The following is a 23982-nucleotide window of genomic DNA, read 5'->3' as shown; positions in this document are numbered from 1 at the left end:
GTCGGCGCCGGCTTGCGGACGGCCGTGGCTCGGGTGATGCTGGCCGCATCCCGTTCGGAGCATCTGCATGGCCGCCAAGAAGTCCGCCTGGACCCGGTTCCCCCATCCCGACAAGGCGTTTGACTACGCCGGCGACAAGTTGAAGAAGGCCTGGCCGGCCCTGCACGCCGGCGACGCCGAACCCTTCCCCGACGACAAACGTGCGGCCGCCCTGGCCAAGGCGGCCGGCAAGGCCGCGCCCAAGGGCCTGGACGCCGCGGCCCTGGCCGGGGCCCTGCAGGACGCCTGGCGCGACTTCCACCGCGGCGATTTCCAGCAGGCCTTCGAGGCCGGCTCCGCCCTGGGGCCGGTCGGCGCCTCGGTGGCCTGCAAGGCGCTGGCCATACACGCCTCCTACCTTGTTGACGACGAGGACGAGCAGCTCAAGCGCTACGAGCAGGCCGGCAAGCTGGCCGAAGCCGCCATCGCCGCCCTGCCCGGCGAAGCCAACAGCCACTACCGATTCGCGCATGCGATGGGCCGCTACAGCCAGGGCATCTCGATCGCCAAGGCCCTGAAGATGGGCCTGGCCGGCAAGGTGCGCAAGGCGCTGGACCAGGCGCTGGCGCTGGCGCCCAAACACGCCGAGGCGCACACCGCCACGGCGCTCTACCACGGCGAGATCATCGACAAGGTCGGCGCCCTGGTCGGCGGCCTGACCTACGGTGCCAAGGCCGCGGTCGCGGAAAAACACATGGCCACCGCCCTGAAGCTGACCCCGTCCTCCCCCATCGCGCACGTCGAACACGCCCACCTGCTGTTGCTGCTGCACGGCGACAAGAAGGAAGACCAGGCCGCCGCGGCGTTCGAAAAGGCCGGCAAGCTCAAGCCCCGCGACGCGATGGAGGCCCTGGACGCAGGCTTTGCCCGTGACCAGCTCGAATAGCCCGGCCAGGGCCGGACATGAAAAAAGGCCCGGCAGTGCCGGGCCTTTTTTCGGAATCCTGGTGGGCGGTACAGGACTTGAACCTGTGACCCTTGCCGTGTGAAAGCAATGCTCTACCAACTGAGCTAACCGCCCGAAGAGCCGCGAATCTTACCCAAGGGCAACAAACCGGTCAAGGCGCCGGCCGGGTTCAGCGCTGCTTGCTGGCCATCATCCGGGCCGCTTCCGGCGGGGCTTCGAAGCTGTCCGGGCGGGCCCGGTCCCAGAACACCTCGAACACCGCATGGTCCGGGATGCCCTCGAGCAGCCGGCCCTGGGCCACGAACCGGTGCAGGGTCGCCAGCGACCGCACCTCGGTCGAGGACACCCGGCGCACGATGTGCTCGGGACCCAGCTGGGACGGATGCGTCAGGCCGGCCGCGGCCAGCAGTTCCTTCAGGGCGATCACGGTGTTGCGGTGGAAGTTGTACACGCGCGTGGCCTTGTCGACCGGATCCAGCCCGGCCTGCCGGCTGGGGTCCTGGGTGGCGATGCCGGTCGGGCAGCGGTCGGTGTGGCAGCTCTGCGACTGGATGCAGCCCAGCGAGAACATGAAGCCGCGCGCGGCGTTGCACCAGTCGGCGCCCAGGGCCAGGGCGCGGGCGATGTCGAAGGCGGTGACGATCTTGCCGGCCGCGGCCACGCGCACCCGCGAGCGCAGGTCCAGGCCGACCAGGGTGTTGTGCACCAGCATCAGGGCCTCGCGCATCGGCGCGCCGACATGGTCGATGAACTCCATCGGCGCCGCACCGGTGCCGCCTTCGCCGCCGTCAACGACGATGAAGTCGGGGGTGATGCCGGTCTCGCGCATCGCCTTGGCGATGGCGAACCACTCCCAGGGATGCCCGACCGCCAGCTTGAAGCCGGTGGGTTTGCCGCCGGAAAGTCCGCGCAGTTCCTGGATGAATTCCAGCAGCCCGATCGGCGTGGAAAAGGCGCTGTGCGCCGGCGGCGAATGGCATTCGATGCCTTCGGGGATGCCGCGGGCCTCGGCGATCTCGGGGCTGACCTTGGCCGCGGGCAAAATGCCGCCCTGCCCGGGCTTGGCGCCCTGGCTGAGCTTGAGTTCGATCATGCGCACCTGGGGGTCGGTGGCGTTGCGCTGGAAACGTTCGGCGTCGAAACGTCCCGCCTCGTCCCGGCAGCCGAAATAGCCCGAGCCGATTTCCCAGACCAGGTCGCCGCCGTGTTCGCGGTGGTAGCGCGAGATCGAGCCTTCGCCGGTGTCATGGTAGAAACCGCCGCGCCTGGCGCCGGCGTTCAAGGCCAGGATGGCATTGGCCGACAGCGAGCCGAAACTCATCGCCGAGATGTTGAACACGCTCGCCTGGTAGGGCTGGGCGCGGTCCTCGCCGACCGGGATGCGGAAGTCGTGCGATTCGATGCGCGCCGGCTGCATCGAATGGTTGATCCATTCGTAGTCGTCGCCGTAGACGTCGCGCATGGTGCCGAAGGGCCGGGTATCGGTGACCGCCTTGGCGCGCTGGTAGACGATGGCGCGCTGCAGCCGCGAAAACGGCGCTTCGTGCGTGTCCGATTCGATGAAGTACTGGCGGATCTCCGGGCCGATCGATTCCAGGCCGTAGCGGAAATGCGCCGTCAGCGGGTAGTTTCGGCGCAGGGTGTGCTTGCGCTGCAGCAGGTCCCACAGGCCCACCAGCGACAAGCTGCCGAAGGCCACCGCGCCCCAGCCCGCCATGGGCAAGTACAAGGCGGCGACGCTGGCAAGCACGGTGAGCAACAGGCAGCTGGCAAAGGGCCAGTAGCGATTGGGCAGCATCGGCGTCTCCGCGGCGTCAGGTGGTGCCCGGGGTGGGGGTCGAACCCACATGGCCTTGCGGCCGGGGGATTTTAAGTCCCATGCGTCTACCAGTTTCGCCACCCGGGCATCGGGACATGGTGCCGCAAGGCCCCTCGCCTGGCCACAAAGAAAAAGCCCCGCCGGAGCGGGGCTTGAAAGCTTGGAGGCCGAGGTCGGAATTGAACCGGCGTACGCGGATTTGCAGTCCGCTGCATAACCACTCTGCCACCCGGCCGGGAAGCGAATCCGGGGCCAAGCTTAGCGCGGCGGACCCGGAAAAAACAAAACCCCGGCGAACGGGGCTTTGTCTGAAACTGGAGCGGGAAACGAGACTCGAACTCGCGACCCCGACCTTGGCAAGGTCGTGCTCTACCAACTGAGCTATTCCCGCAAGAGACGCGTATTTTGGGGATCGGGCCGGTCCCTGTCAATACTTTTTTCGCTTCAACCCTTCTTGCGCATGGTCGGCCATGCCGCCCGCAGGTAATCCCAGCCCGACCACAGGGTCAGCGCCGCGGCCACCGCCAGCAGCCATTCGCCGATGCGGAACACGGGCAGGCCCAGCAGGTCTTCCTGGAACAGCAGGCAACTGATCGCGGTCATCTGCACGATGGTTTTTACCTTGCCCAGCGCGGCCACCTTGACCAGGCCATGCGCGCCCATCTGCGCCATCCATTCGCGCAGGGCCGAAATGGTGATCTCCCGCCCGATGATGATCGCCGCGAGCATGGCCATTACCGGGGTCGGGTAGCGTTCAACGACCAGCAGCAGCGCGAAGGCGACCGTCAGCTTGTCCGCCACCGGGTCCAGGAAGGCGCCGAAGGCCGAATACATGCCGTAGCGGCGCGCGATCCAGCCATCGGCCCAGTCCGTGGCCGCCCCCAGCACGAACACCGCCGCGGCGGCGATGTTGGTCCAGCCGTAGGGCAGGTAGAACACGGCCACCAGCACCGGGATCAGCAGGATCCGGAAGATGGTGAGCATGGTCGGGATGGTCAGGGTCATCATTTCGCCGGGGACGGGATCGGCCGATTATGGCTCAAGTCCATGCAGGGCATCGTAGATGCGCTGCGCCAGCGCGGCGCTCACGCCCTGCGCACGGGCGATTTCCTCGACGCCGGCGTCGCGCAGTCCGGCCAGCCCGCCGAAGTGTTTGAGCAACGCCGCGCGACGCCGCGGGCCGATGCCCGGGATGTCCTCGAGGCGGCTGGTCTCGCGCGTCTTCTGCCGCTTGCCCCGGTGGCCGGTGATGGCGAACCGATGGGCCTCGTCGCGCACCTGCTGCACCAGCTGCAGCCCGGGCGAAGCGGCGCCTGGCCTGATTTCGCGGCCATCGGGGAAGACCAGCGCTTCGTGCCCCGCCCGCCGGGCTTCGCCCTTGGCCACGCCGACCATGGCCACGCCGGTGACGCCCAGGGCCTCGAGCACCGAACGCGCCTGCGCCAACTGGCCGGCGCCGCCGTCGATCAGCAGCAGGTCCGGCAGCACGCCGTCCTCCATGCCGCGCTTGAAGCGGCGCTCCAGCGCCTGGTGCATGGCCGCGTAGTCGTCGCCGGGTTCGATGCCGCTGATGTTGTAGCGACGGTACTGGCCGCGCACCGCGCCTTCGGCGTCGAAAACCACGCACGAGGCGACCGTCGCCTCGCCCATGGTGTGGCTGATGTCGAAACACTCGATGCGGGCCGGCGCCTGGTCCAGGCCCAGCAGCTCCTGCAGTGACTCCAGCCGGGCCCGCTGGCTGGCGCTGCTGGCCAGTTCGGTGCCCAGGGCCAGGGCGGCATTCTGGCGGGCGATGTCGAGGTAGCGGGCGCGTTCACCGCGCACCGCCGCCTTTATCTCGACCTTGCGCCCGGTCTGGCTGCCCAGCACCTCCTGCAGCAGGGCCTGGTCGGCGATGGCATGGCTGAGCACGATTTCGCGCGGCGGCCGGTGTTCGAGGTAATGCTGGGCGACGAACGCACCCAGCACCTCTTCGCAGGACTCGGCGCCGTTGGCCTTGGGGAAAAAGCTGCGCGTGCCCTGGTTGAAACCGTTGCGGAAGGCCATCAGCAGCACGCAGGCCTGGCCGCGGTCGAGCACGCAGGCCAGCACGTCCATCTCCACCTGCTCGCCCTCGACGTACTGGCGGGCCTGGATGCGCCGGATCGCGGCGATCTGGTCGCGCAGCATGGCGGCTTGTTCGAACTCCAGCCGGGCGCTGGCCGCTTCCATGGCCTGGCCCAGTTCGTCCACCAGTTCGGTGCTGCGGCCTTCCAGGAACAGCGCCGCGCGTCGCACCGTGGCGTCGTAGTCGCGGGTCGGCACCAGGCCGACGCAGGGCGCGCTGCAGCGGCCGATCTGGTGCTGCAGGCAGGGCCGGCTGCGGTTGCGGAAGACGCTGTCCTCGCAGCTGCGCAGCTTGAACAGCTTGAACATCAGGTCCAGGGTCTCGCGCACCGCCCCGGAACTGGTGAACGGACCGAAGTAGCGGCCCGCCACCGAGCGTGGCCCGCGCTGGTAGGCCAGCCGCGGCCAGGTTTCATCGGTGAGCACGATGTGCGGGTAGCTCTTGTCGTCGCGCAGCAGCACGTTGTAGCGCGGCCGCAGCGACTTGATCAGCTGGTTCTCGAGGATCAGCGCCTCGCTTTCGGTGCGCGTCACCGTCACTTCGATGCCGGCGATCTGGGCCACCATCAGGGCGATGCGCCGCGAGGGCTGTTCCTTGAGGAAATAGCTGGCGACGCGCTTGCGCAGCGACGCGGCCTTGCCGACGTAAAGCACCGTGCCGTCGGCGGCCAGCATGCGGTAGACACCCGGCGCCGGGGTCAGCTGGCGCACGAAGGCCTTGCCGTCGAAATCCCCGGCTTGCGCCGGCGCGTCGGTCATTCGCCGATCGGCAGCCGGCTGAGCTTGCCGGTGCCCAGGTCGAAGCGCAGGACCTCGTGCGCGCCGGAGTTGGCGATCCACAGCGAGCCGGGTGCCGCCGCGAGCGCCGCGGGCTGTTCCAGCGACTGCGGCAGCGCATGGGTGCTGACGTCGCCGCCGCCCAGGCGCAGGCGGCGCAGGCTGCCGTTGTAGCTGTCGGCGATCCACAGCACCGGGCTGGCCGGGTCGAGCGCGATGGCCTGGGGGTATTGCAGGCGCGCCTCGCGGCGCTGGCCGTCCTGGTCGCCGAACTCGTACAGGCCCTGCCCCACCAGGGTCTGCACCTGGCCCTGGCTGATCTGCAGCGAACGGATGGCGGAGCTGGCGGCATCGGCGATGTAGAGGGTCTGCTGCACCTGGGCCAGGGCCGCCGGGTGCGCGAACATCGCGCCGCGGGCCGGGCCGTCGGCGATGCCCAGTTCCCCGGAGCCGGCCGTGAGCTTGAGCCGGCCCTGGCCCAGTTCGTACTCCCAGACCTGGTTGGTGCCGGCCATGGCGATGTAGATGCGATCGAGATTGCCGACCACGTCCCAGGGCTGGTTCAAGGGCAGTTCCGATGCAGTGCCGCTGCCCTCGCGCGGCGTGCCCGGCCGACCGGTGCCGGCCAGGGTTTCGACCACGCCGTCGAGCAGGCGTATGCGCCGCAGGGCGTGGTTGCCGGTGTCGGCGACGTAGAGTGCTTCGCGCACCAGGCACAGGCCGCGCGGGTGCCGGAAGGCGGCGTCTTCCGGGGCACCGTCCACCAGGTCGCCGTGGCCGGTGCCGAACTCGCGCAGGACCCGGCCCGAGTGCGTGCACTCGAGAATGCGGTGGTGGCCGGTGTCGGCCACGTACAGGTGGTTTTCGCCGACCGCAAGGCCGGACGGAAACGCCAGCGGAAGCCGCGATTCGGCACCGAGCCGGCGCGGCGGTTCGGCCTGCACCAGCGCAACGCCGGCCTCGTCCATCAGGCCCTGGATGGCGGATTCCAGCCTGCCGGCCTGGTCGTCGCCGGTGAACAGTTCGCGCAGGCGACCGCGGGTATCGACCAGGGCGACCGACGGCCAGGACTGGACGCCGTAATGCTGCCAGGTGCTCCAGCCCCGGTCGTTGGCCACCGGGAAAGGCAGGCCCAGCCGGTTGGCGGCCTTGAGCGCGAGGCGGCCATCGAGTTCGGCGTCAAAACGCGGCAGGTGGATGCCGACCAGGGACAGGCCCACCGGGAATTTCGCCTGTAGCCGCAGCAGTTCGCCCAGCAGCGTGTGGCAGTAAGGCGACGCGGCATTCCAGAACACCAGGCCCAGCACCCGGCCGCGGTGGGCTTCGATGCGCTGCGGGTCGGCGTTGAGCCACTGCAGTTGTGCGGGCAATTCAGGCGCGGCGTGGGCGGCGTTCATGGGCACGGTGTCCGGGAGGTCGTGGGCATTATGCCCCTGATGCCAAACGCCGCAGCAGGCCGTCGGCGGCCTCGCTGGCGAGCTGGCAGACATGGTCGAAATCACGCTCTTGCCCGTAATACGGGTCCGGCACTTCCCCGCCGCGCTTCACTCCGCACCACTCAAGGGCGAGCACGATGCGTGGGTGCGCCGACCCGGGCGCCAGCGAACGCGCGGCTGCCAGGTTGTCGCGGTCGGCGCAAAGCAGCAGGTCGAAACGCTGGAAGTCATCGTGCTGGAGTTGCCGTGCGCGTTGGCCGGCAATGTCGACGCCGTGTCTTCGCGCGGCGGCGACGGCCCGCGGGTCGGGCGGCTGGCCGGCATGCCAGCCGCCGGTGCCGGCCGAATCCACGGTGAAGGCAACCGGGCTGTCCGCGCACCGGTGCGCCGCCCAGCCTTCAAGCAGCGGCGAGCGACAGATGTTTCCCATGCATATAAACAATATATTCAATAATTTATGGAGCTTAATTAAAGTGAAATATCCTTCAGGAAACGAGCCTCGGCGCGGGCCAGATCGGCTTCGGTGTCCACGCCCGGCGGGAACGGCACGGGCGTCAGCCCGACGGCGATGCGGTAGCCCGCTTCGAGCACGCGCAGCTGTTCCAGGGCTTCCAATTGTTCCAGGTGCCCGGGCGCCAGCTGGGTGAAGGTGCGCAGGAATCCGGCCCGGTAGGCGTAGATACCGATGTGACGCAGGGCGCTGCCGGCCACCGGGCCGACGCGGTCGCGGGCGAAGCGCTCGCGCTGCCAGGGGATCGGCGCCCGGCTGAAGTACAGGGCCAGGCCATTGCGGTCGCGCACCAGTTTCACGGCGTTGGGGTCGAACAGGGTCTCGGCGTCGTCGATGGGCGCGGCCAGCGTCGCCATGTCGGCCTGCCCGGCCGCCAGCACTTCGGCGACGGCGCGAATGCCTTCCGGCGGTGCGAAAGGTTCGTCGCCCTGCAGGTTCACCACGATGCTGTCATCGGGCCAGCCCAGCTGCGCGGCGCATTCGGCCAGGCGGTCGGTGCCGGAGGCGTGGTCCGCGCGGGTCATGCACACGCGCAGGGGCTGTCCTGCCAGCGCATCGGCGATGCGCGCGTCGTCGGTGGCGACCACCACTTCGCGGGCGCCGGCCGCCAGCGCGCGGCGGGCGGCGTGCACCACCATCGGATCTCCGGCGATCAGCCGCAGCGGCTTGCCCGGCAGGCGCGAGGCGCCGAAGCGGGCGGGAATGGCAACGATGAATTCAGGTTTGCTCACGGGCGGGTACCGGGTTGGGTTCGCGCCGGGCCTCGGCAAGGCGGCGGTGGACGGCGTCCACGAAGGCGGCGGGTAGTTCGGCCACGGCCGGCACGGCCCAGGCATCCCGCAGGCCGAGGCCGTCGCATTTGACCGCGTCCTTTTCGGTCATCAGCCGCGGCGCCGGCGGGCTGAATTCGAGCTCCCCGGCCTGGTAGGAATGATGGTCGGGGAAGGCGTGTTCCAGCACGTCCAGCCCGGCCCCGCGCAGGGCCCGGAAAAACCGCGCCGGGTTGCCGATGCCGGCAATGCCGTGCACCGGCCCGGGTGCGAACAGGCCAAGCGGCTTCGGTTCGCCGGGACCCAGCGGCCGGGCATCACCGAGCCGCAGGTCCATGCGCCATTCGCCCGGTGCCGCCGCGCCGCCGTTGATGACCCGGAAGTCCACCTCCCGGTGCGCGGGCTCGCGCAGCGGCCCGGCGGGCAGCAGCCGGCCATTGCCCAGCCGGCGTTCGCCGTCGCGCACTTCGATTTCGATGTCCCGGCCCAGGCGCAGGTGCTGCAGGCCGTCATCGGCGATGACCAGGTTGCAGCCGGCCTCTTCGACCAGGCGCCGGGCCGCGGCAACCCGGTCGCGGTCCACCGCCACCGGCAGTCCGGTCTGCCGGGCGATCAGCAGGGGTTCGTCGCCACAATCGGCGGGATCGGAGTCTGGCCGTGCCCAGGTCGGGGCGTTGCCGCGCCGGCCATGGCCGCGGCTGGCGATGCCGGGCTTCCAGCCGCGCCGCGCAAGTGCCCGGGCCAGGCCGATGGCCAGGGGGGTCTTGCCGGCGCCACCCGCCACCAGGTTGCCGATGACCAGGACCGGCACGGGCAGCCGGATTACCGTGCGTTCGCCGCTGGCGAAGGCGGCCTGGCGCCGGCGCACCAGGGCGCCGTAAACCAGGGCAAGTGACTTCAGCACCGGTCCGGGCGCTGCGCCGCCGTACCAGCGCTGCAGCAACCAGCGCTCCAGCCCAGCTTTCACCCGGCCTCCGGCTCGCGGAACTGCATGCGGTGCAGGTGGGCATACAGGCCGCCCTTTTCCAGCAGGCTGGCGTGCGTGCCCTGCTCCACCAGGCGGCCGCCGTCGAGCACCAGCACCTGGTCGGCGTGTTCGACCGTGGACAGCCGGTGCGCGATGACCAGGGTGGTGCGGTCGGGGATGAGCCGGTTCAGCGCGTCCTGCACCAGGCGTTCGGATTCGGTGTCCAGCGCGGCGGTGGCTTCGTCCAGGATCAGGATGGGCGCGTCCTTGAGGACCGCCCGGGCAATGGCCAGGCGCTGGCGCTGGCCGCCGGACAGCAGGCCACCGTTTTCGCCGATGCTGGCCTGCATGCCGCCCGGCAGGCGGTTGATGAATTCCAGGGCATTGGCCGCTTCGGCCGCGGCGAGGATGCGCGCCTCTTCGGCGCCGGCGTCGGCGCCGAAGGCGATGTTGGCGGCGATCGAGTCGTCGAACAGCATCACCCGCTGGCCGACCATGGCCACTTGCCGGCGCAGGTCGGCCAGGCGGTAGTCACCGACGGCGTGGCCGTCCACGCGCACTTCGCCCTGGCTGGCCTCGTAGAAGCGCGGCAGCAAGCGGATCAGCGTGGACTTGCCGCTGCCCGAGCGGCCAACGATGGCCGTGACGGTGCCCGGTGCGGCGCGGAAGCTGATGCCCGCCAGCGCCGGCGTTTCCTGGCCCGGGTAGGTGACGCTGACGTCGCGGAACTCGACCTCTCCCCGGGCCCGCGCCAGCGAGCGCTGGCCGGTATCGGCCTCGTCGGACTCGTCGAGGATGGAGAACAGGCGGTCGGCCGCGGCGACACCGCGCTGCACGACGCTCTGCACGTTGGCGATGCGCTTGAGCGAAGGCAGCATCGCCATCATCGAGGTCAGGATCGCGACGAAACTGCCGGCGGTCATGCGGCCCTGGCTGGCCTCGTGGCCGGCCACCAGCAGGATCACCGCCAGCGCCACCGCGGCCAGGGTCTGCACCAGCGACGAGGCGCCGGCGCGGGTTGCCTCGACCTTCACGCCCAGGCGCAGGTTCTGGCCGATCAGCTTGCGGTAGCGCGAAAGTTCGGCTTCCTGGGCGCCGTAGACCTTCACTTCCTGCTGGGCGGACAGCGCCTGCTCGGCGATCTGCGCCATGGAGGCCACGCCGTCCTGGATGCCGCGGTTGATGCGCCGGTAGCGCCGCCCCACCACGGCGGAAATGCCGCCGATCAGGGGCGCCAGGATCAGCATCACCACGGTCACCTGCGGGCTGTACCAGAACATCACCGCGAGCAGCGCGACGATCGTCAGCGAGTCGGTCAGGATGGTCTTGAGCGCGTCCGAGCTGGCCTGGGTCACCTGTTCGGTGTCGTAATTCAGGCGCGAGACCATGGCCGGCACCGGCTCGCGGTCGAAGCGTTCGCTGGGCAGGCGCAGGTACTTGGCCAGGATGTCCTCGCGCAGGTCGCGCACGACGCTGCGGCCGGTGCGGGCCATGCCGTAGTCGGTGGCGAAGGTGGCGAAACCGCGCACCACGAACAGGCTGACGATGGCCAGGGGGATGGTCCAGCGCATGCCTTCGTTCTGGGCGACGAAGGTTTCGTCGACGATGGGTTTCATCATCCAGGTGAAGGCGGCCGCGGCGCCGGCTTCGAAGACCATGCCCACGCCCGCCGCGGCCAGCAGCGGCCAGTAGCGCCGGGCGCGCTTGAGCAGCCGGCGGTAGACGGCCCAGGCCGATGCTTCCGCGCTCAAGGCGTCGCCTCGGGCGTGGTGGCGAGGTTGATGCGGGTGAAGCCCAGCTGGCCGAGGCTGTCCATCACCGTCACCAGGTGCTGGGTCTGGGACCGGGCGTCGGCGCGCACGACGATCTGGCGGGTGCGGTCGGCGCCGGCCTCGCTGGCCAGGCTGGCGCGCAGCGACGCCGGATCGGTCTTGAGCACTTCGTTGTTGCCGATGAAGATGCGGCCGTCGGCGTCGATCAGCACCGTCAGCGGCTGTTCGACCTGCACTTCGGTGCGCGAGTCGGTCTTGGGCAGCACGATCTTGAGTGCCGAACGGTGGTCGAAGGTGGTGGTGACCACCAGGAAGATGATCAGGCAGAACACCACGTCGATCAGCGACACCAGGCTGATTTCCGGTTCATCGGGAACCCGGCCGGTACTGAGTTTCACGCCTTGCTCCGCTTGGTGGCGCGCGGCGGTTTGCCCGGGCTTGCCGAGGGTTCTTCCTCCAGCGCGTCGAGCAGGGCCGTGGCCTGCTGCTCCATCTCGACCACGTAGCCGGTGATCCGGCCGCGCAGGTAACGGTGGAAGATGACCGCGGGAATGGCCACGCACAGGCCGGCGGCGGTGGAGATCAGGGCCTGGCCGATGCCGCCTGCCAGCCGGTTGGCGTCACCGACGCCGGCGGTGAGGATGTCCAGGAACATTTCGATCATGCCGAACACGGTGCCCAGCAGGCCCAGCAGCGGCGCCACGGCGGCGATCGTGCCCAGGGAATTGAGGAAGCGTTCCATGCGGTGGGCGACGTGCCGGCCGACGTCCTCGATGCGTTCCTTGATGATTTCGCGCGGGCGGTGGCGCACGTCCAGGCCGGCGGCCAGCAGCTCGCCCAGCGGCGAGTTCCGGCGCAGGACGTCGATGTGTTTGGGGTCGAGTTGGCGGCCGCGGGCCCAGTCACGGACCTCCGCGCCCAGGCCGTCGGGCAGCACTTCCCTGCGCCGAAGACTCCAGAAACGTTCCAGGATGATGGCCAGCGCCAGCACCGCCAACGCGATGATCGGCGCCATCACCCAGCCGCCTGCCTTGATCAGTTCCAGCACGCCTCACCTTTGCCGTTGGGGGGATGCCGATAGCATAGCCTGTGCCGCCAGCCGGGGCATGGCGCCAGTAGCGCGGACGGTCCCGGCGCAAGCGTTCGAGCACCTGTACGCCGTCGCGGCCAAGCCGCAGGCGCACCGCGCCCAACGACGCGCTGTCGAGCAGGCGCGTGCCGTAGCGATCGTAGCGATCGAGCACGATCTGCCTGGGCAGTCCGAAGCGGTTTCCATGACCCACCGGCAGCAAGCCCAGCGTCGGCCGCACCGCGGCCAGGAAGTCCAGGCTCGAGGACGTGTCGCTGCCGTGGTGCGGCACCACCAGCACGTCGCTGCGCACCAGCTCCGTCGGCAGTTTCGCCAGTCGCGCCTCGACATGCCGGCCGATGTCGCCCGGCAGCAGCGCGACCGCGCCGGCGGCCTCGATGCGCAGCACGCAGCTGCTGTCGTTGCCCAGGTAGGGAAAAAACGGCGTCGGATGCAGCCAGGTGAAACGTACGCCTTCCCACTGCCAGCCCTGCCCGGCCAGGCAGGCCTGCATGCCGTCATGGGCCCAGGCCTCGGGCGCGAAGGTCCGGCCGACCGGCAGCCCGGCGCGGACGGCGTCGGCGCCGCCGGCGTGGTCGTTGTCGCCATGGCTCAGCACCAGCGCGTCGATGCGCCGCACGCCGTGGGCACGCAGCGCCGGCAGCACCGCCGCTTCGCCGAAATCCAGGCCACGCGGCGGCGCCGGGCCCGCGTCGTAAAGCAGCACGTGGCGCTGGGTCAGCACCACCAGGGCAAGCCCCTGCCCCACGTCCACCAGCAGCAGGTCGGCTTCGCTGGGCCCGGGCCGGTCGGTGGCCGGCCAAAGCAGCGGCAGGAAAAGCAGGCTGGCCAATGGCTTGCCGGGCACGCCCCGGGGCAGCAGCAGCCAGAAGGCGCCGGCCAGGGCCAGCAGCAGGCTGGCCAGGCCGGGTTCGGGTAGCCAGGCCAGCGCCGCCGGCCAGCGCGCCACCCATTCCAGGCCCTGCCAGAGCGACTGCATCAGCGTGGCCGCCGCCTGCCAGGCCAGGGCGGCCGCGCCCTCATGCAGCGGGTGCAGCAGCAGCCCAAGCAGGGCCAGCGGCACCACGCCCAGGCTGATCCAGGGAATGCCGACCAGGTTGACCACCGGCGCCGGCAGCGAGGCCTGGCTGAAGAACCAGGCGCCGACCGGCAGCAGCCCGAGCATCGCCACTGCCTGGCCACCGATGAAGGGGCGCCACCAACCCTGGCCGGGTGCGCGGGGCAGGCACCACAGCAGCCAGGCCACGCCGAGGTAGCTGAGCCAGAAGCCGGGCGACAGCACGGCCAGTGGATCGACCAGCAAGACGGCGATCGTCGCCAGCGCCAGTGACTGGCCATCGCCCTGCGGCCGGCGCAGCAGGCGTGCCAGCACCACCACGGCGATCATCAGCGCGGTGCGCACCGTGGGCAGCGCGAAGCCGGCCAGCGCGGTATAGGCCAGCGACAGCGCCAGGGCCAGGGCAGCGGTGCCCAGCGGACGCGGCCAGCGTCGGGCAAGGAAGGGAAACGCGCGCCACAGCCCGTGCCCCAGCAGCGCCCCGAAACCGGCCACCAGGCCCACGTGGAAACCGGATATCGCGATCAAGTGGGTCAGGCCCGTGGCGCGCAGCACCGTCCAGTCGTAGTCGTCCAGGGCGCGGGTGTCGCCCAGGGCCAGGGCCTGCACGAACCGGGCGCGGGCGTCGGGCACGGCGCGGGCGATGGCGGCGGAAAGCGCTTCGCGCTGTCGATCCAGGGCTTGCGCGGTGGCCGGCGGCCCCTGCCGTTGGCCTTCGACGACATAGCCGGCAGCGGCGAGCCGGCGCTCCAGGGCCCGGCGTTCGACGTCGAAGCCACCCGGATTGGCCACGCCACGCGGTGGCCGCAGGCGCACGGCCATCAACCAGCGGCCGCCGGCCTGCATCGGCGGCAGGCTTTCGCCGGGGTCGGCGTACCAGGCCAGCTGCAGCCGGCGCCCCGCCAGCACGGCGGCGGCGCCTTCACCGTGCTCGACGGTGAAACCGAAACGCCAGGCGCCCTCGCCTGCCTCCGGCAAGCCACTGACATGGCCCCGGACCTGCAGCAGTTCGCCGGACAGGTCGGCGGGCAGGCGCAGGGAAAGCGAATGGGTGCCGTGGGCACACGCCAGGCCGATGCCCACCAGGCCGGCACCCAGCCAGCGCCAGCGCGTGGCCGACCGCCACAGCCACAGCCCGCAGGCCAGCCAGGCCAGGAACATGGCGGGCCCGGGCAGGCTGGCTAGCCCCTGGACCCAAAGCACGCCCGCCAGCAAGGCAGCCGCGACACCGGGCCCGAAAGGCGCCGGCGCCGGGGCGCGCTGGCCGGGCACGTCAGTCCCCGGTGGCGGGTCGCAGCTGTCCCTGGGTCAGTTCCAGGGTCCGATCCAGTCGCCGCGCCAGGCGGCGATCGTGGGTCACCATGACCAGGGCGGTGCCCAGGTCGCGGTTGAGTTCAAGCAGCAGGTCGAACACCGTGGCGGCGGTTTTTTCATCGAGGTTGCCGGTGGGTTCGTCCCCCAGCACGCAGGCTGGGCGGGTGACCAGCGCACGGGCCACGGCGGCTCGTTGGCGTTCGCCGCCGGAGAGTTCGCCCGGCTTGTGGCCCAGGCGATGGCCCAGGCCGACGCGCTCGAGCAGGGCCTGGGCGGCCGGGCGAGCCGTGCTGTCGCGGTCGCCGCGGATCAGCAGCGGCATCATCACGTTTTCCAGCGCGGTGAATTCCGGCAGCAGGTGGTGGAACTGGTAGACGAAACCCAGGGCACGGTTGCGCAGCAGGCCGCGCTCGCGTTCACCCAGGGCGGACATGCGCTGGCCGTCCACGTGCACGTCGCCCGAGCTGGCGCTGTCGAGCCCCCCGAGCAGGTGCAGCAGCGTGCTCTTGCCGGCGCCCGAGGCGCCGACGATGGCGACGGTCTCGCCGCGGTGCACGGCCAGTTCAAGGCCGTCGAAGACGGGGGTGCGCAGGTCGCCTTCCTGGTAGGTCTTGCCCAGGTTCTCGCAGCGGATGACGACGTCGTTCATGGGCTTATTCATAGCGCAGTGCCGTGGCGGGATCGGTGCGCGAGGCGCGCCAGGCCGGGTACAGGGTGGCCAGCAGGCACAGTACGAAGGCCACCAGGGCGATCATCAGCACGTCCATCGGGTCGACCAGGGTCGGCACCCCACTGATGTAGTAGACGTCCGAAGGCATCAGCTCGGTCTGGGTGGCTTCTTCGATGGAGCGCACGATGTTCGACAGGTTGCTGGCCAGCAGCACGCCGCTGGCCACGCCGATGCCGATGCCCAGCACGCCGATCACCATGCCCTGCACGATGAACACCCGCATCACCGCCCCCGGCGACATGCCCAGTGTCCGCAGGATGGCGATGTCGGACTGTTTGTCCTGCACCAGCATCACCAGCGAGGACACCAGGTTGAAGGCGGCGATGGCGATCACCAGCGACAGCAGGATGAACATGACCGTCTTCTCGAGCTTGAGCGCCCGGAAGAAGTTGGCGTGGTCGCGGGTCCAGTCGCGCACGCGGTAGTGGCCCTGCATGCGGTCGGCCAGGTCGCGCGCCACCGGCCAGGCGTCCCACAGGTCGACCAGCTTCAGGCGCACGCCGCTGACGCCGTCGCCCATGCGGCCCAGACGCTGGGCGTCTTCGAGATGCACCAGGGCCATGCCCAGGTCGAATTCCTGCGCGCCGGCCTCGAAAACGCCCACCACTTCGAAACGACGCGCCCGCGGCATCGCGCCCAGCGGCGTGACGGTGGCTTCGGAAATGTAGACATTGACCGAATCGCCGACGCCGGCACCCAGCAGCAGCGACAGTTCACGGCCCAGGATGATGTGGTACTCGCCGGGCTGCAGGTCGTCCAGGCTGCCCTGCACCATCTTGGCGCCCAGTTCGGAAACCTTGGGTTCGAGCGAAGGCAGCACGCCGCGGATGATCGCGCCGCGGCGCGAGCGACCCTGCAGCAGGGATTCGGTTTCCACGTAGGGTGCGGCGCCGACCACGCGCGGATCCTCGCCGGCCAGTTCGACCGCGCGCGGCCAGTCCTGCAGGGGGCCTCCGATGCCCGACACCGTGGCGTGCGCCACCATGCCCAGGATGCGGTCGCGCAGTTCCTGCTGGAAGCCGCTCATTACCGAGATGGTGGTGATCAGGGCCATCACGCCGATGATGATCCCCAGGATCGAAGCCATCGAGATGAAGGAGATGAAGCCATTGCGGCGTTTGGCCCGGAGGTAGCGCAGGCCGATGGCGAGTGAGAGGTTTGGGAGCATGGGGGCCTAGGCTGCCATGGAAGGCAGGTGGATTCCGGAACGGGGGCTGACGGACGCGGCGAGCCGAAGCCGGCGGCGGCCAGGGGCGGACAGCGTATCGGGCCACCAGCTGCGCGACCAGCGCTGCCCGCCGGCGGTCCGGGCCTGGATGCGCAGCAAGGGGCCCTGCTCACGCAGGGTCGGGGAGAACAGCAGCTCGCGCCGGCCGCGGGCGTCGGACACCGCCAGGGTCGCGCCCTGCCAAACCAGGACCAGCGGCGGCCGGATGGACTCGCGGCGGGCCAGGGCCAGGCCAGTCATGGCGGCGATGCCGGCGAACAGGGGCTTGAGCTGCGCCGCCAGGCCGCTGGCCATCACCGAAACCGCTGCCAGCACGGCCAGTGCGCACAGGGCACCCACCAGCCAGCGCGAGGGTCGCCAGTCAATGCGGCAGGGACAGGATGCGTTCGACGATCGTGGCAAGGCCGGTGTCCTCCGGGCGCTCGCGGCCCATGAACCATCGCCAGAGCTTATCGTCCTCGGTGTCCATCAGCTGTAGGAACAAGGCCCGTTCCGATTCGTCGGCGGCCGGCCAGCGGCCGTCGAGATAGCGCAGCATCAGCTGGTCGAGTTCGCGCATGCCGCGCCGGCAGCGCCAGCGCAGGCGGCGTAGCTCGGCGTCTTCGCTCACAGCGCTCCGGCCAGCAGAACGCCCCAGAGCACTACCAGCACCAGGCCGCCGCTCACGTAGGCCAGGAAACGATGGCGCACCTTGTTGTAGCTGCAATGGATGGCGCTGTGCACCACCCGCAGGGCCACGAAGGCCCAGGCCAGGCCCACGGTCAGCGGCGAGGCCAGGTCGAGCTGCACGCCGACCACCAGCGCCAGGTAGAACAGCACCGGCAGTTCGAACAGGTTGCGGAAGTTGTCCGCGGCCCGGGTGTCCTTGATGCGCGCGGCCATCTGCGCCGAGCTGGCCACCGCCTGCGGGTGGATGCGTTCGCGCGCCAGCTGGCCCAGGCGTTCGACGGCCATCCGGCCCATCACGATGAAGGTGAGCGCCGCCATGGCGAATGCCGGGAACAGCAGGTCGATGGCGCCCATGCTCAGGCGCCCCGCCGCTGCAGCATCAGCTTCTTGATTTCGCCGATCGCCCGCGCCGGGTTGAGGCCCTTGGGACAGGTGCGCGCGCAGTTCATGATGGTGTGGCAGCGGTAGAGCTTGAACGGGTCTTCCAGGTCGTCCAGGCGGGCGCCGGTATCCTCGTCGCGCGAATCCACGATCCAGCGGTAGGCCTGCAGCAGCACGGCCGGGCCCAGGTAGCGGTCGCCGTTCCACCAGTAGCTCGGGCAGGCGGTGGAACAGCAGGCGCACAGGATGCATTCGTACAGGCCGTCGAGCTTGGCCCGGTCTTCCTTGGACTGCAGGCGTTCCTTGGCCGGCGCCGCGCTTTGCGTGCGCAGCCAGGGCTTGATCGACGCGTACTGCGCGTAGAAATGCGTCAGGTCCGGCACCAGGTCCTTCACCACCGGCATGTGCGGCAGCGGGTAGATCGGCACTTCCTTCCTGCCGCAGTCCTCGATCGCCTTGGTGCAGGCCAGGGTGTTGGTGCCGTCGATGTTCATCGCGCACGAGCCGCAGATGCCTTCGCGGCAGGACCGGCGGAAGGTCAGGGTCGGGTCGATCTCGTTCTTGATCTTGATCAGGGCGTCCAGGACCATCGGCCCGCACGCGTCCATGTCCACCTCGTAGGTGTCGGTGCGCGGGTTGGCGCTGTCGTCCGGGTTCCAGCGGTAGACCTTGAAGGTGCGCACGTTCTTCGCGCCCTGGGCCGCGAAATGCTTGCCCTTGCCGACCTTGGAATTCTTGGGGAGGGTGAACTCAGCCATTTTCGGGTATCCAGGAGGTCAGTAGGTGCGGGCCTTGGGCGGGACGACGTCCACGTCCTTGCTCAGCGTGTACATGTGCACCGGGCGGTAGTCGAGGCGGGTCTGGCCCGCATCGTCCACCCAGCACAGCGTGTGCTTGTGCCAGTTGTCGTCGTCGCGATCGGAGAAGTCCTCGCGGGCATGGGCGCCGCGCGACTCCTTGCGGTTCTCCGCCGACACCATGGTGGCCACGGCCTGGCCGAGCAGGTTCTGCAGCTCCAGGGTTTCGATGAGGTCGGAGTTCCAGACCATCGAACGGTCGGAAACGCGCACGTCCGCGAAGGAGGCATGCACTTCGCTGATCTTCTGGACGCCCTCGAGCAGGGTTTCGCCGGTGCGGAAGACCGCGGCGTTGCTCTGCATGACCTGCTGCATGTTGTCGCGGATGACCGCCGTCGGCGTGCCGCCGCTGGCGTTGCGCAGCTTGTCGAGGTTGGCCAGCGACTTGTCGCAGGCCGACGCGCCCAGCGACTTGTGCGGCGCGCCGGGCTTGATCGTTTCGGCGCAGCGGTTGGCCACCGCGCGGCCGAACACCACCAGGTCGAGCAGTGAATTCGAACCCAGGCGGTTGGCGCCATGCACGGAAACGCAGGCCGCCTCGCCGATGGCGTACAGGCCTTCGACGACGGTGTCCGGGTTGCCGTTCTTCAGGGTGACCACTTCGCCGTGGTAGTTGGTCTGCAGGCCGCCCATGTTGTAGTGCACGGTCGGCAGCACCGGGATCGGCTGCTTGGTGACGTCCACGCCGGCGAAGATCTTGGCGGTCTCGGCGATGCCCGGCAGCTTCTCGTGGATGTCGGCCGGATTGAGGTGGGTGAGGTCGAGGTGGATGTGGTCCTTCTTCGGGCCCACGCCGCGGCCTTCGCGGATCTCGATGGTCATCGAACGGCTGACCACGTCGCGCGACGCCAGGTCCTTGGCGTTGGGCGCGTAACGTTCCATGAAACGTTCGCCCGCCGAGTTGCGCAGGATGCCGCCTTCGCCGCGCACGCCTTCGGTGATCAGGCAGCCGGCGCCGTAGATGCCGGTCGGGTGGAACTGCACGAACTCCATGTCCTGCAGCGGCAAGCCGGCGCGCAGGGCCATGCCACCGCCGTCGCCGGTGCAGGTGTGGGCCGAGGTGGCGCTGAAGTAGGCGCGGCCGTAGCCGCCGGTGGCCAGCACCGTGCCCTGGGCGCGGAACAAGTGCAGTTCGCCGGTGCTCATGTCGAGCGCGAGCACGCCGCGGCAGGCGCCTTCCTCGTCCATGATCAGGTCGAGCGCGAAATATTCGATGAAGAACTCGGCCGAGTGCGCCAGCGACTGCTGGTACAGGGTGTGCAGGATGGCGTGGCCGGTGCGGTCGGCGGCGGCGCAGGTGCGCTGGGCGGTGCCCTTGCCGTAGTGCGTGGTCATGCCGCCGAAGGGGCGCTGGTAGATCTTGCCGTCTTCGGTGCGCGAGAACGGCACGCCCTGGTGTTCAAGCTCGATGATCGCCGGGATGGCTTCGCGGCACATGTACTCGATGGCGTCCTGGTCGCCCAGCCAGTCCGAGCCCTTGATGGTGTCGTAGAAGTGGAAGCGCCAGTCGTCCTCGCCCATGTTGCCCAGCGCGGCGGAAATGCCGCCCTGCGCCGCCACGGTATGCGAACGGGTCGGGAAGACCTTGCTGATGCAGGCGGTCTTGAGGCCCTTCTGGGCCAGGCCGAAGGTGGCGCGCAGGCCGGCACCGCCGGCGCCGACGACGACCATGTCGTACTTGTGTTCGTGGATCTTGTAGGCGGACGTCATGGCGTTCTCAGGCTGTGAAGACGATGCGGCCGATGGCCAGCAGGGAGGCGATGGCGGCGATCGCGAAGGCGAACTTGACGATCACCTGCAGCAGCAGCTCGGCGCCGCCGTGCACGTAGTCCTCGATGACCACCTGCAGGCCCAGGCGGGCGTGCCAGAACAGCGACAGCACGAAGGCGGTCAGCACGGCGGCGGTGAACGGCTGCGCCAGCACCGCGCGGACCCGTTCCTGGTCCGCGCCGATCAGGCCGACCATCAGGATGACGAACCAGGGCCCCATCAGCAGCAGGGCGATGGCGCTCAGGCGCTGGTGCCACCAGTGGCCGGTGCCGTCCTTGGCCGAGCCCAGGCCCTTGGCGCGGGCGAGCGGGTTGCGCAGGCTCATGCCGCACCTCCCATCGAAAGGCCGGCCCACCACAGGCCCGCGGTGATCAGCACGGCCAGCACGAGCACCGCGTAGCCGCTGGCATAGGCCTTGGGGATGTCGTAGCCGTGGCCGGCGTCCCAGGCCAGGTGCCGGATGCCGTTCAGCAGGTGGTAGACCAGGCAGGCCGACAGCGCGAACAGCGCGATCTGCCCGAACACCGACGCCAGCACGGTCCGGGCGAGTTCGAAGGCCTCGGCGCCGCCGGCGACCGCCACCAGCCACGCGGCGAAGGCCAGCGAGCCCAGTGCAAGCACCACCCCGGTGATGCGGTGGAGGATGGACATCGTGCTGGTCAGCTGCGGCTTGTAGACCTGCAGGTGCGGGGACAGGGGTCGTTCTTGCGTCGCCATGGGCTGCGCTCGTCGGTTGGAGTGGGAAGGATGCCCCGCCGGATGTCGGCGTGGCGTCAGAAGTCGATGCAGCGGCCGTTCTTCTCCCAATCGCCGTAGCGCGTTGGGTCGGGACCGTCGCGTCCGCCGATTTCCGCGGGAGGCGCCGCGCCGGCCTCTTCCCCGCCGGCGCCGCCGGCCGGGGTTTCGGGTCGGGTGCGGGTATCGCCTATGATGCGCGGCTCCGTAGACATCCGGACATGTTAAGTCCCGCCCCCATGTCGTTCAAGCCAAATCCAGCCCCGCTCACCTGCCCGACCCTGCCCGGCATCGGCCTGCTGCGTGCTGCGGGGCGCGATGCAGCGGCTTTCCTGCAGGCCCAGGCCATGAACGACGTGAACGCGCTGGCCCCGGGCCGATGGCAGTGGAACGGCCTGCTGACGCCGAAGGGGCGCGTGATTGCGCTGTTCGCGCTGCTGCGCGAGGCCGACGACCAGTTCCTGCTGGTGCTGCCGGACTACGCCGCCGAGGACATGGCGGCGCACCTGAAGAAGTTCATCTTCCGCAGCAAGCTCAGCCTGCAGCCGCTCGACCAGTGGCGTGCCTGCGCGGGCCCGGCGCCGTCGGGCCCGGACCGCGCCCTGGCAAACGGTGACGCCGATGCCGGCTGGGTGCTTGACCTGTCCGGCGACGGGACCGACCGCGGCCTGTGGCTGCTGCCCGCCGGCGACGGGGCCATCGCCGACGAAGATCCGGAGACCACGCAGGCCTGGCGCCAGGCCGACCTGGCCCATGGCCTGCCCCGCCTGCCCGGTGACCAGCGTGAAACCTGGACCCCGCAGATGCTCTCGCTTGACCGCCTGGGAGCCTTCAGTCTCAAGAAGGGCTGCTACCCCGGCCAGGAAATCGTCTCCCGTACCCACTACCTGGGCCAGGCCAAGCGCGGCCTGGTGCGGTTGCAGGCAAAGTCAGCGCCGCCCGCCGGCACGCCGGTGCTGGACCCCCAGGGCCGGGAGTTGGGCCGCCTGGTCTGCGCGGGCGGTGACCAGTTGCTGGCGGTCCTGGCGACCGACCCGGACGCCGGTGACCTGAGCGCCGCCGGCCAGCCGCTGGTCCGGCGTGAACTGCTTAACGGACTGGCACGCTGACGCCCGGTTCGCCTTGGCCCATGGGCGTTTGTCTGTTATACCCGCTGCCACAGGGAGGAACAGAACATGATGATCAAGAAGTGTTTTTTGACGGTGGCCATGGCCTTCACGGCCGCACCGGCGCTGGCCGCGAATTACACCCTCGCGGTCGAGCCCAACTACCCACCGGCGCAGGCCGAACAGGTCTACCAGCCGCTGCTTGATTACCTTTCGGCGTCCACCGGACACACCTTCCGGATCAAGACGGCGGCGAACTACCACGTGTACTGGCGCGACCTGCGCGCCGGCATGAAGGTGGACTTCGCCTTCGAGGAGGCCCACTTCGCCGGCTACCGCATGGGCCGGCTGGGCTTCACGCCGCTGGTGCGCACGCTCGAACCGACGCGCTACTCCCTGCTGGCCGACGCGATGATCGCCGAAGAAGGCACCAGCGGCCTGATCGGCCGGCCGGTGGTTTCGATGCCCTCGCCCAGCATGGGTTACCTGCTGATGCTGGAGATCTACCGCAACCCGATCGCCGCGCCTGAAATCAAGTCGGTCGGCACCGGCTGGCGCGACGGCGTGGAGATGATCTTCTCCCAGGAAACCGACGCGGCGATGGTGCCCAACTACATCGCGCAGCTGTACCCGAACCTGGTGGTTGTCTCGGAATCGCGCGAGTTCATCGGCCGTACGCTCAGCGCCGCCGGCACCGTGCCTTCGGACGTGCAGGACGCGGTCGAGGAAGCCATGCTCAAGCTGCACGAAGACCCGGGCTCCTACGAGGTGCTGGTGGAGCTGGGCGCCACCCAGTTCGTTGACGCGCCGGCCGCCGAATACACCAACAGCGAAAGCCTGCTGGCCGGCGTGTTCGGCTACAAGCCACGCCCGGCCAAGCCCGCTGCCGAAGTCGAACCCGAGCCCGAAGCCATCGACCTCGATTCGATCAGCGACGAGGACCTGGGCGGGCTGGAAGTCACCGCGGACAACTGATCCGTGCACCGCGGCCGCCCGGCGCACGGCCGGGCGCGCCAGCGGCCTCAGCCTGCCTCGTAATGGATGACGTCGCCGCTGTTGGCGGCGAAGCTTTGCCCCAGGCTGATCGTGCCCGACTTGCGCAGGTGCACCTCGTCGCGGTGCAGCTTCAGTTCGTCGTCCTCGCCCACGCGCACGAACGTGCCGTTCGTGGACCGGTCGGTGAGCATGAAATGGCCGCGCTTGAACTCCACCATGGCGTGCGTGCGGCTGACCCAGTCGGCCTCCACCACCAGCTGGTTGCCGGGCTCGCGGCCCATCAGGAAAGGTTCGGAGTCTGGCCGCAGTTCGACCAGCTCGCCGCGGTGCCTTAGCCGGAGCACCGACTCGGCGCCCGTGTCGTCCTTGCTTCCGGCCCGCGGCCCGGCCTGGACCAGGGTCATGCCGGAGGTGTCCTCCTGCCAGACCAGGTCGACGATGGCGATGGGCAGCAACTTGCCGCTGACGCGTGCCTTGCCCAGGCTGCGGGCCTCGGGCACCTTGCCGGTCAGGCCGTCGAAGGTCGCGGCGGTGGTGACCACCTGCTCGCGCTTGGCCAGCGAGGCCATGCGCGCCGCCACGTTCACCGCGTCGCCGTAGACGTCGCCGTCGGCTTCTTCCAGGGCGTCGCCATGGTGCAGGCCGATGCGTACGGCCAGGTTGTCGCGCACGAAGACGATGTCCCGCGCCAGCCGCCGCTGCATGTCGCAGGCGGCCAGCACGCCGTTCATGGCGCGCGGGAAGGTACACATGATCTCGTCGCCGATGGTCTTGATGACCCGGCCGCCGTGCTGGGCACAAACCCCGGACAGCGCGTCCAGCACCAGCGCGATCAGGCGCCGTGCTTCGACGTCGCCCTTGCTTTCGAACAGCCGCGTGCTGCCGCTGACGTCGGCGAAAAGGATGGTCTGGGGCCGGGACTGGCTCATGACGGAAGGAACGATA

25 protein-coding genes and 4 tRNA genes are annotated in these 23982 nt (G+C 69.7%); 3 read left to right on the top strand and 26 right to left on the bottom strand.

All coding sequences use genetic code 11. The features are described 5' to 3' along the window. Nucleotides 1-67: 67 nt before the first annotated feature. Complete coding sequence (locus tag IEX13_RS05510) at nt 68-925, top strand: tetratricopeptide repeat protein (protein WP_188662045.1); 858 nt, start codon at nt 68-70, stop codon at nt 923-925. 59 nt (nt 926-984) lie between these two features. Here IEX13_RS05510 and IEX13_RS05505 read toward each other — a convergent pair. The 25 genes from IEX13_RS05505 to IEX13_RS14205 all read right to left on the bottom strand — a co-directional run bounded on the left by IEX13_RS05505 (nt 985) and on the right by IEX13_RS14205 (nt 21150). Continuing rightward, a tRNA-Val gene (locus IEX13_RS05505) sits at nt 985-1060 on the bottom strand. Nucleotides 1061-1115: 55 nt separating this feature from the next. Further along, nucleotides 1116-2744, bottom strand: coding sequence for an FMN-binding glutamate synthase family protein (locus IEX13_RS05500; protein ID WP_188662044.1), 1629 nt, complete (start codon nt 2742-2744; stop codon nt 1116-1118). Nucleotides 2745-2765: 21 nt separating this feature from the next. Further along, nucleotides 2766-2852 (bottom strand) — tRNA-Leu (locus tag IEX13_RS05495). A 74-nt stretch (nt 2853-2926) separates the two neighbouring features. Continuing rightward, a tRNA-Cys gene (locus tag IEX13_RS05490) sits at nt 2927-3000 on the bottom strand. An 80-nt stretch (nt 3001-3080) separates the two neighbouring features. Then, nucleotides 3081-3156 (bottom strand) — tRNA-Gly (locus IEX13_RS05485). Nucleotides 3157-3209: 53 nt separating this feature from the next. Then, nucleotides 3210-3770 carry a CDP-diacylglycerol--glycerol-3-phosphate 3-phosphatidyltransferase gene (pgsA, locus tag IEX13_RS05480; protein WP_188662043.1) on the bottom strand — a complete coding sequence of 187 codons (561 nt, stop codon included), beginning with the start codon at nt 3768-3770 and terminating at the stop codon, nt 3210-3212. Nucleotides 3771-3797: 27 nt separating this feature from the next. Next, nucleotides 3798-5630 (bottom strand): excinuclease ABC subunit UvrC, encoded by a 1833-nt coding sequence (gene uvrC, locus IEX13_RS05475; protein WP_188662042.1) that lies wholly within the window; start codon nt 5628-5630, stop codon nt 3798-3800. Then, nucleotides 5627-7045 carry a redoxin family protein gene (locus IEX13_RS05470; protein ID WP_188662041.1) on the bottom strand — a complete coding sequence of 473 codons (1419 nt, stop codon included), beginning with the start codon at nt 7043-7045 and terminating at the stop codon, nt 5627-5629. Before IEX13_RS05470 ends, uvrC begins: the two co-directional genes overlap by 4 nt. 28 nt (nt 7046-7073) lie before the next feature. Beyond that, nucleotides 7074-7526 (bottom strand): low molecular weight protein-tyrosine-phosphatase, encoded by a 453-nt coding sequence (locus IEX13_RS05465; RefSeq protein WP_268235885.1) that lies wholly within the window; start codon nt 7524-7526, stop codon nt 7074-7076. A gap of 26 nt (nt 7527-7552) precedes the next feature. Further along, the gene (gene kdsB, locus IEX13_RS05460) at nt 7553-8326 is read right to left on the bottom strand and encodes a 3-deoxy-manno-octulosonate cytidylyltransferase (RefSeq protein ID WP_229668461.1); all 774 of its coding nucleotides are present in this window, start codon (nt 8324-8326) and stop codon (nt 7553-7555) included. Beyond that, complete coding sequence (lpxK, locus tag IEX13_RS05455) at nt 8313-9332, bottom strand: tetraacyldisaccharide 4'-kinase (RefSeq protein WP_229668460.1); 1020 nt, start codon at nt 9330-9332, stop codon at nt 8313-8315. The genes kdsB and lpxK overlap by 14 nt, the downstream gene beginning before the upstream one ends. Then, the gene (gene msbA / locus IEX13_RS05450; protein ID WP_188662038.1) at nt 9329-11083 is read right to left on the bottom strand and encodes a lipid A export permease/ATP-binding protein MsbA; all 1755 of its coding nucleotides are present in this window, start codon (nt 11081-11083) and stop codon (nt 9329-9331) included. The genes lpxK and msbA overlap by 4 nt, the downstream gene beginning before the upstream one ends. Further along, nucleotides 11080-11502, bottom strand: coding sequence for an ExbD/TolR family protein (locus IEX13_RS05445; protein ID WP_188662036.1), 423 nt, complete (start codon nt 11500-11502; stop codon nt 11080-11082). Before IEX13_RS05445 ends, msbA begins: the two co-directional genes overlap by 4 nt. Beyond that, nucleotides 11499-12119: a MotA/TolQ/ExbB proton channel family protein gene (locus tag IEX13_RS05440; protein ID WP_229668459.1), complete on the bottom strand. Its 621-nt coding sequence runs from the start codon at nt 12117-12119 to the stop codon at nt 11499-11501. Before IEX13_RS05440 ends, IEX13_RS05445 begins: the two co-directional genes overlap by 4 nt. Beyond that, nucleotides 12007-14523 carry a DNA internalization-related competence protein ComEC/Rec2 gene (locus IEX13_RS14210; RefSeq protein ID WP_229668458.1) on the bottom strand — a complete coding sequence of 839 codons (2517 nt, stop codon included), beginning with the start codon at nt 14521-14523 and terminating at the stop codon, nt 12007-12009. The genes IEX13_RS05440 and IEX13_RS14210 overlap by 113 nt, the downstream gene beginning before the upstream one ends. A 1-nt stretch (nt 14524) precedes the next feature. Beyond that, entirely contained in the window at nt 14525-15226 is a 702-nt protein-coding gene (gene lolD, locus IEX13_RS05435) for a lipoprotein-releasing ABC transporter ATP-binding protein LolD (RefSeq protein WP_188662032.1), read from the bottom strand. Next, nucleotides 15219-16463, bottom strand: a complete 1245-nt coding sequence (locus IEX13_RS05430; RefSeq protein WP_188662030.1) for a lipoprotein-releasing ABC transporter permease subunit — start codon at nt 16461-16463, stop codon at nt 15219-15221. The genes lolD and IEX13_RS05430 overlap by 8 nt, the downstream gene beginning before the upstream one ends. A gap of 6 nt (nt 16464-16469) precedes the next feature. Further along, complete coding sequence (locus IEX13_RS05425; protein WP_188662028.1) at nt 16470-16862, bottom strand: hypothetical protein; 393 nt, start codon at nt 16860-16862, stop codon at nt 16470-16472. Between the two features lie 22 nt (nt 16863-16884). Beyond that, complete coding sequence (locus IEX13_RS05420; protein ID WP_188662026.1) at nt 16885-17133, bottom strand: FAD assembly factor SdhE; 249 nt, start codon at nt 17131-17133, stop codon at nt 16885-16887. Next, the gene (locus IEX13_RS05415; RefSeq protein ID WP_188662024.1) at nt 17130-17546 is read right to left on the bottom strand and encodes an MAPEG family protein; all 417 of its coding nucleotides are present in this window, start codon (nt 17544-17546) and stop codon (nt 17130-17132) included. Before IEX13_RS05415 ends, IEX13_RS05420 begins: the two co-directional genes overlap by 4 nt. A 2-nt stretch (nt 17547-17548) precedes the next feature. Then, nucleotides 17549-18331 carry a succinate dehydrogenase iron-sulfur subunit gene (locus IEX13_RS05410; protein ID WP_188662022.1) on the bottom strand — a complete coding sequence of 261 codons (783 nt, stop codon included), beginning with the start codon at nt 18329-18331 and terminating at the stop codon, nt 17549-17551. Between the two features lie 18 nt (nt 18332-18349). Further along, complete coding sequence (gene sdhA, locus IEX13_RS05405; protein WP_188662020.1) at nt 18350-20140, bottom strand: succinate dehydrogenase flavoprotein subunit; 1791 nt, start codon at nt 20138-20140, stop codon at nt 18350-18352. 7 nt (nt 20141-20147) lie between these two features. After that, a complete protein-coding gene (sdhD, locus tag IEX13_RS05400; RefSeq protein WP_188662018.1) occupies nt 20148-20525 on the bottom strand; it encodes a succinate dehydrogenase, hydrophobic membrane anchor protein in 378 nt (125 codons plus the stop codon). Next, nucleotides 20522-20917 carry a succinate dehydrogenase, cytochrome b556 subunit gene (sdhC, locus tag IEX13_RS05395; protein ID WP_188662016.1) on the bottom strand — a complete coding sequence of 132 codons (396 nt, stop codon included), beginning with the start codon at nt 20915-20917 and terminating at the stop codon, nt 20522-20524. Before sdhC ends, sdhD begins: the two co-directional genes overlap by 4 nt. A 56-nt stretch (nt 20918-20973) precedes the next feature. After that, nucleotides 20974-21150: a DUF1674 domain-containing protein gene (locus tag IEX13_RS14205; protein ID WP_229668457.1), complete on the bottom strand. Its 177-nt coding sequence runs from the start codon at nt 21148-21150 to the stop codon at nt 20974-20976. A gap of 24 nt (nt 21151-21174) precedes the next feature. On the opposite strand from IEX13_RS14205, the gene ygfZ reads away from it, so the two are divergent. Both ygfZ and IEX13_RS05380 read left to right on the top strand, forming a co-directional pair. After that, nucleotides 21175-22044, top strand: coding sequence for a CAF17-like 4Fe-4S cluster assembly/insertion protein YgfZ (ygfZ, locus tag IEX13_RS05385; protein ID WP_188662014.1), 870 nt, complete (start codon nt 21175-21177; stop codon nt 22042-22044). Between the two features lie 66 nt (nt 22045-22110). Next, the gene (locus IEX13_RS05380; RefSeq protein ID WP_188662012.1) at nt 22111-23016 is read left to right on the top strand and encodes a phosphate/phosphite/phosphonate ABC transporter substrate-binding protein; all 906 of its coding nucleotides are present in this window, start codon (nt 22111-22113) and stop codon (nt 23014-23016) included. 47 nt (nt 23017-23063) lie between these two features. Here the strand turns inward: IEX13_RS05380 and IEX13_RS05375 are convergent, their stop codons facing one another. Then, entirely contained in the window at nt 23064-23966 is a 903-nt protein-coding gene (locus tag IEX13_RS05375) for an adenylate/guanylate cyclase domain-containing protein (protein ID WP_188662010.1), read from the bottom strand. Nucleotides 23967-23982: the final 16 nt, after the last annotated feature.

The sequence above is a fragment of the Arenimonas soli genome (assembly GCF_014643775.1).
Lineage (GTDB): Bacteria > Pseudomonadota > Gammaproteobacteria > Xanthomonadales > Xanthomonadaceae > Arenimonas > Arenimonas soli.
This window is presented reverse-complemented; position numbering and strand designations above follow the sequence as displayed.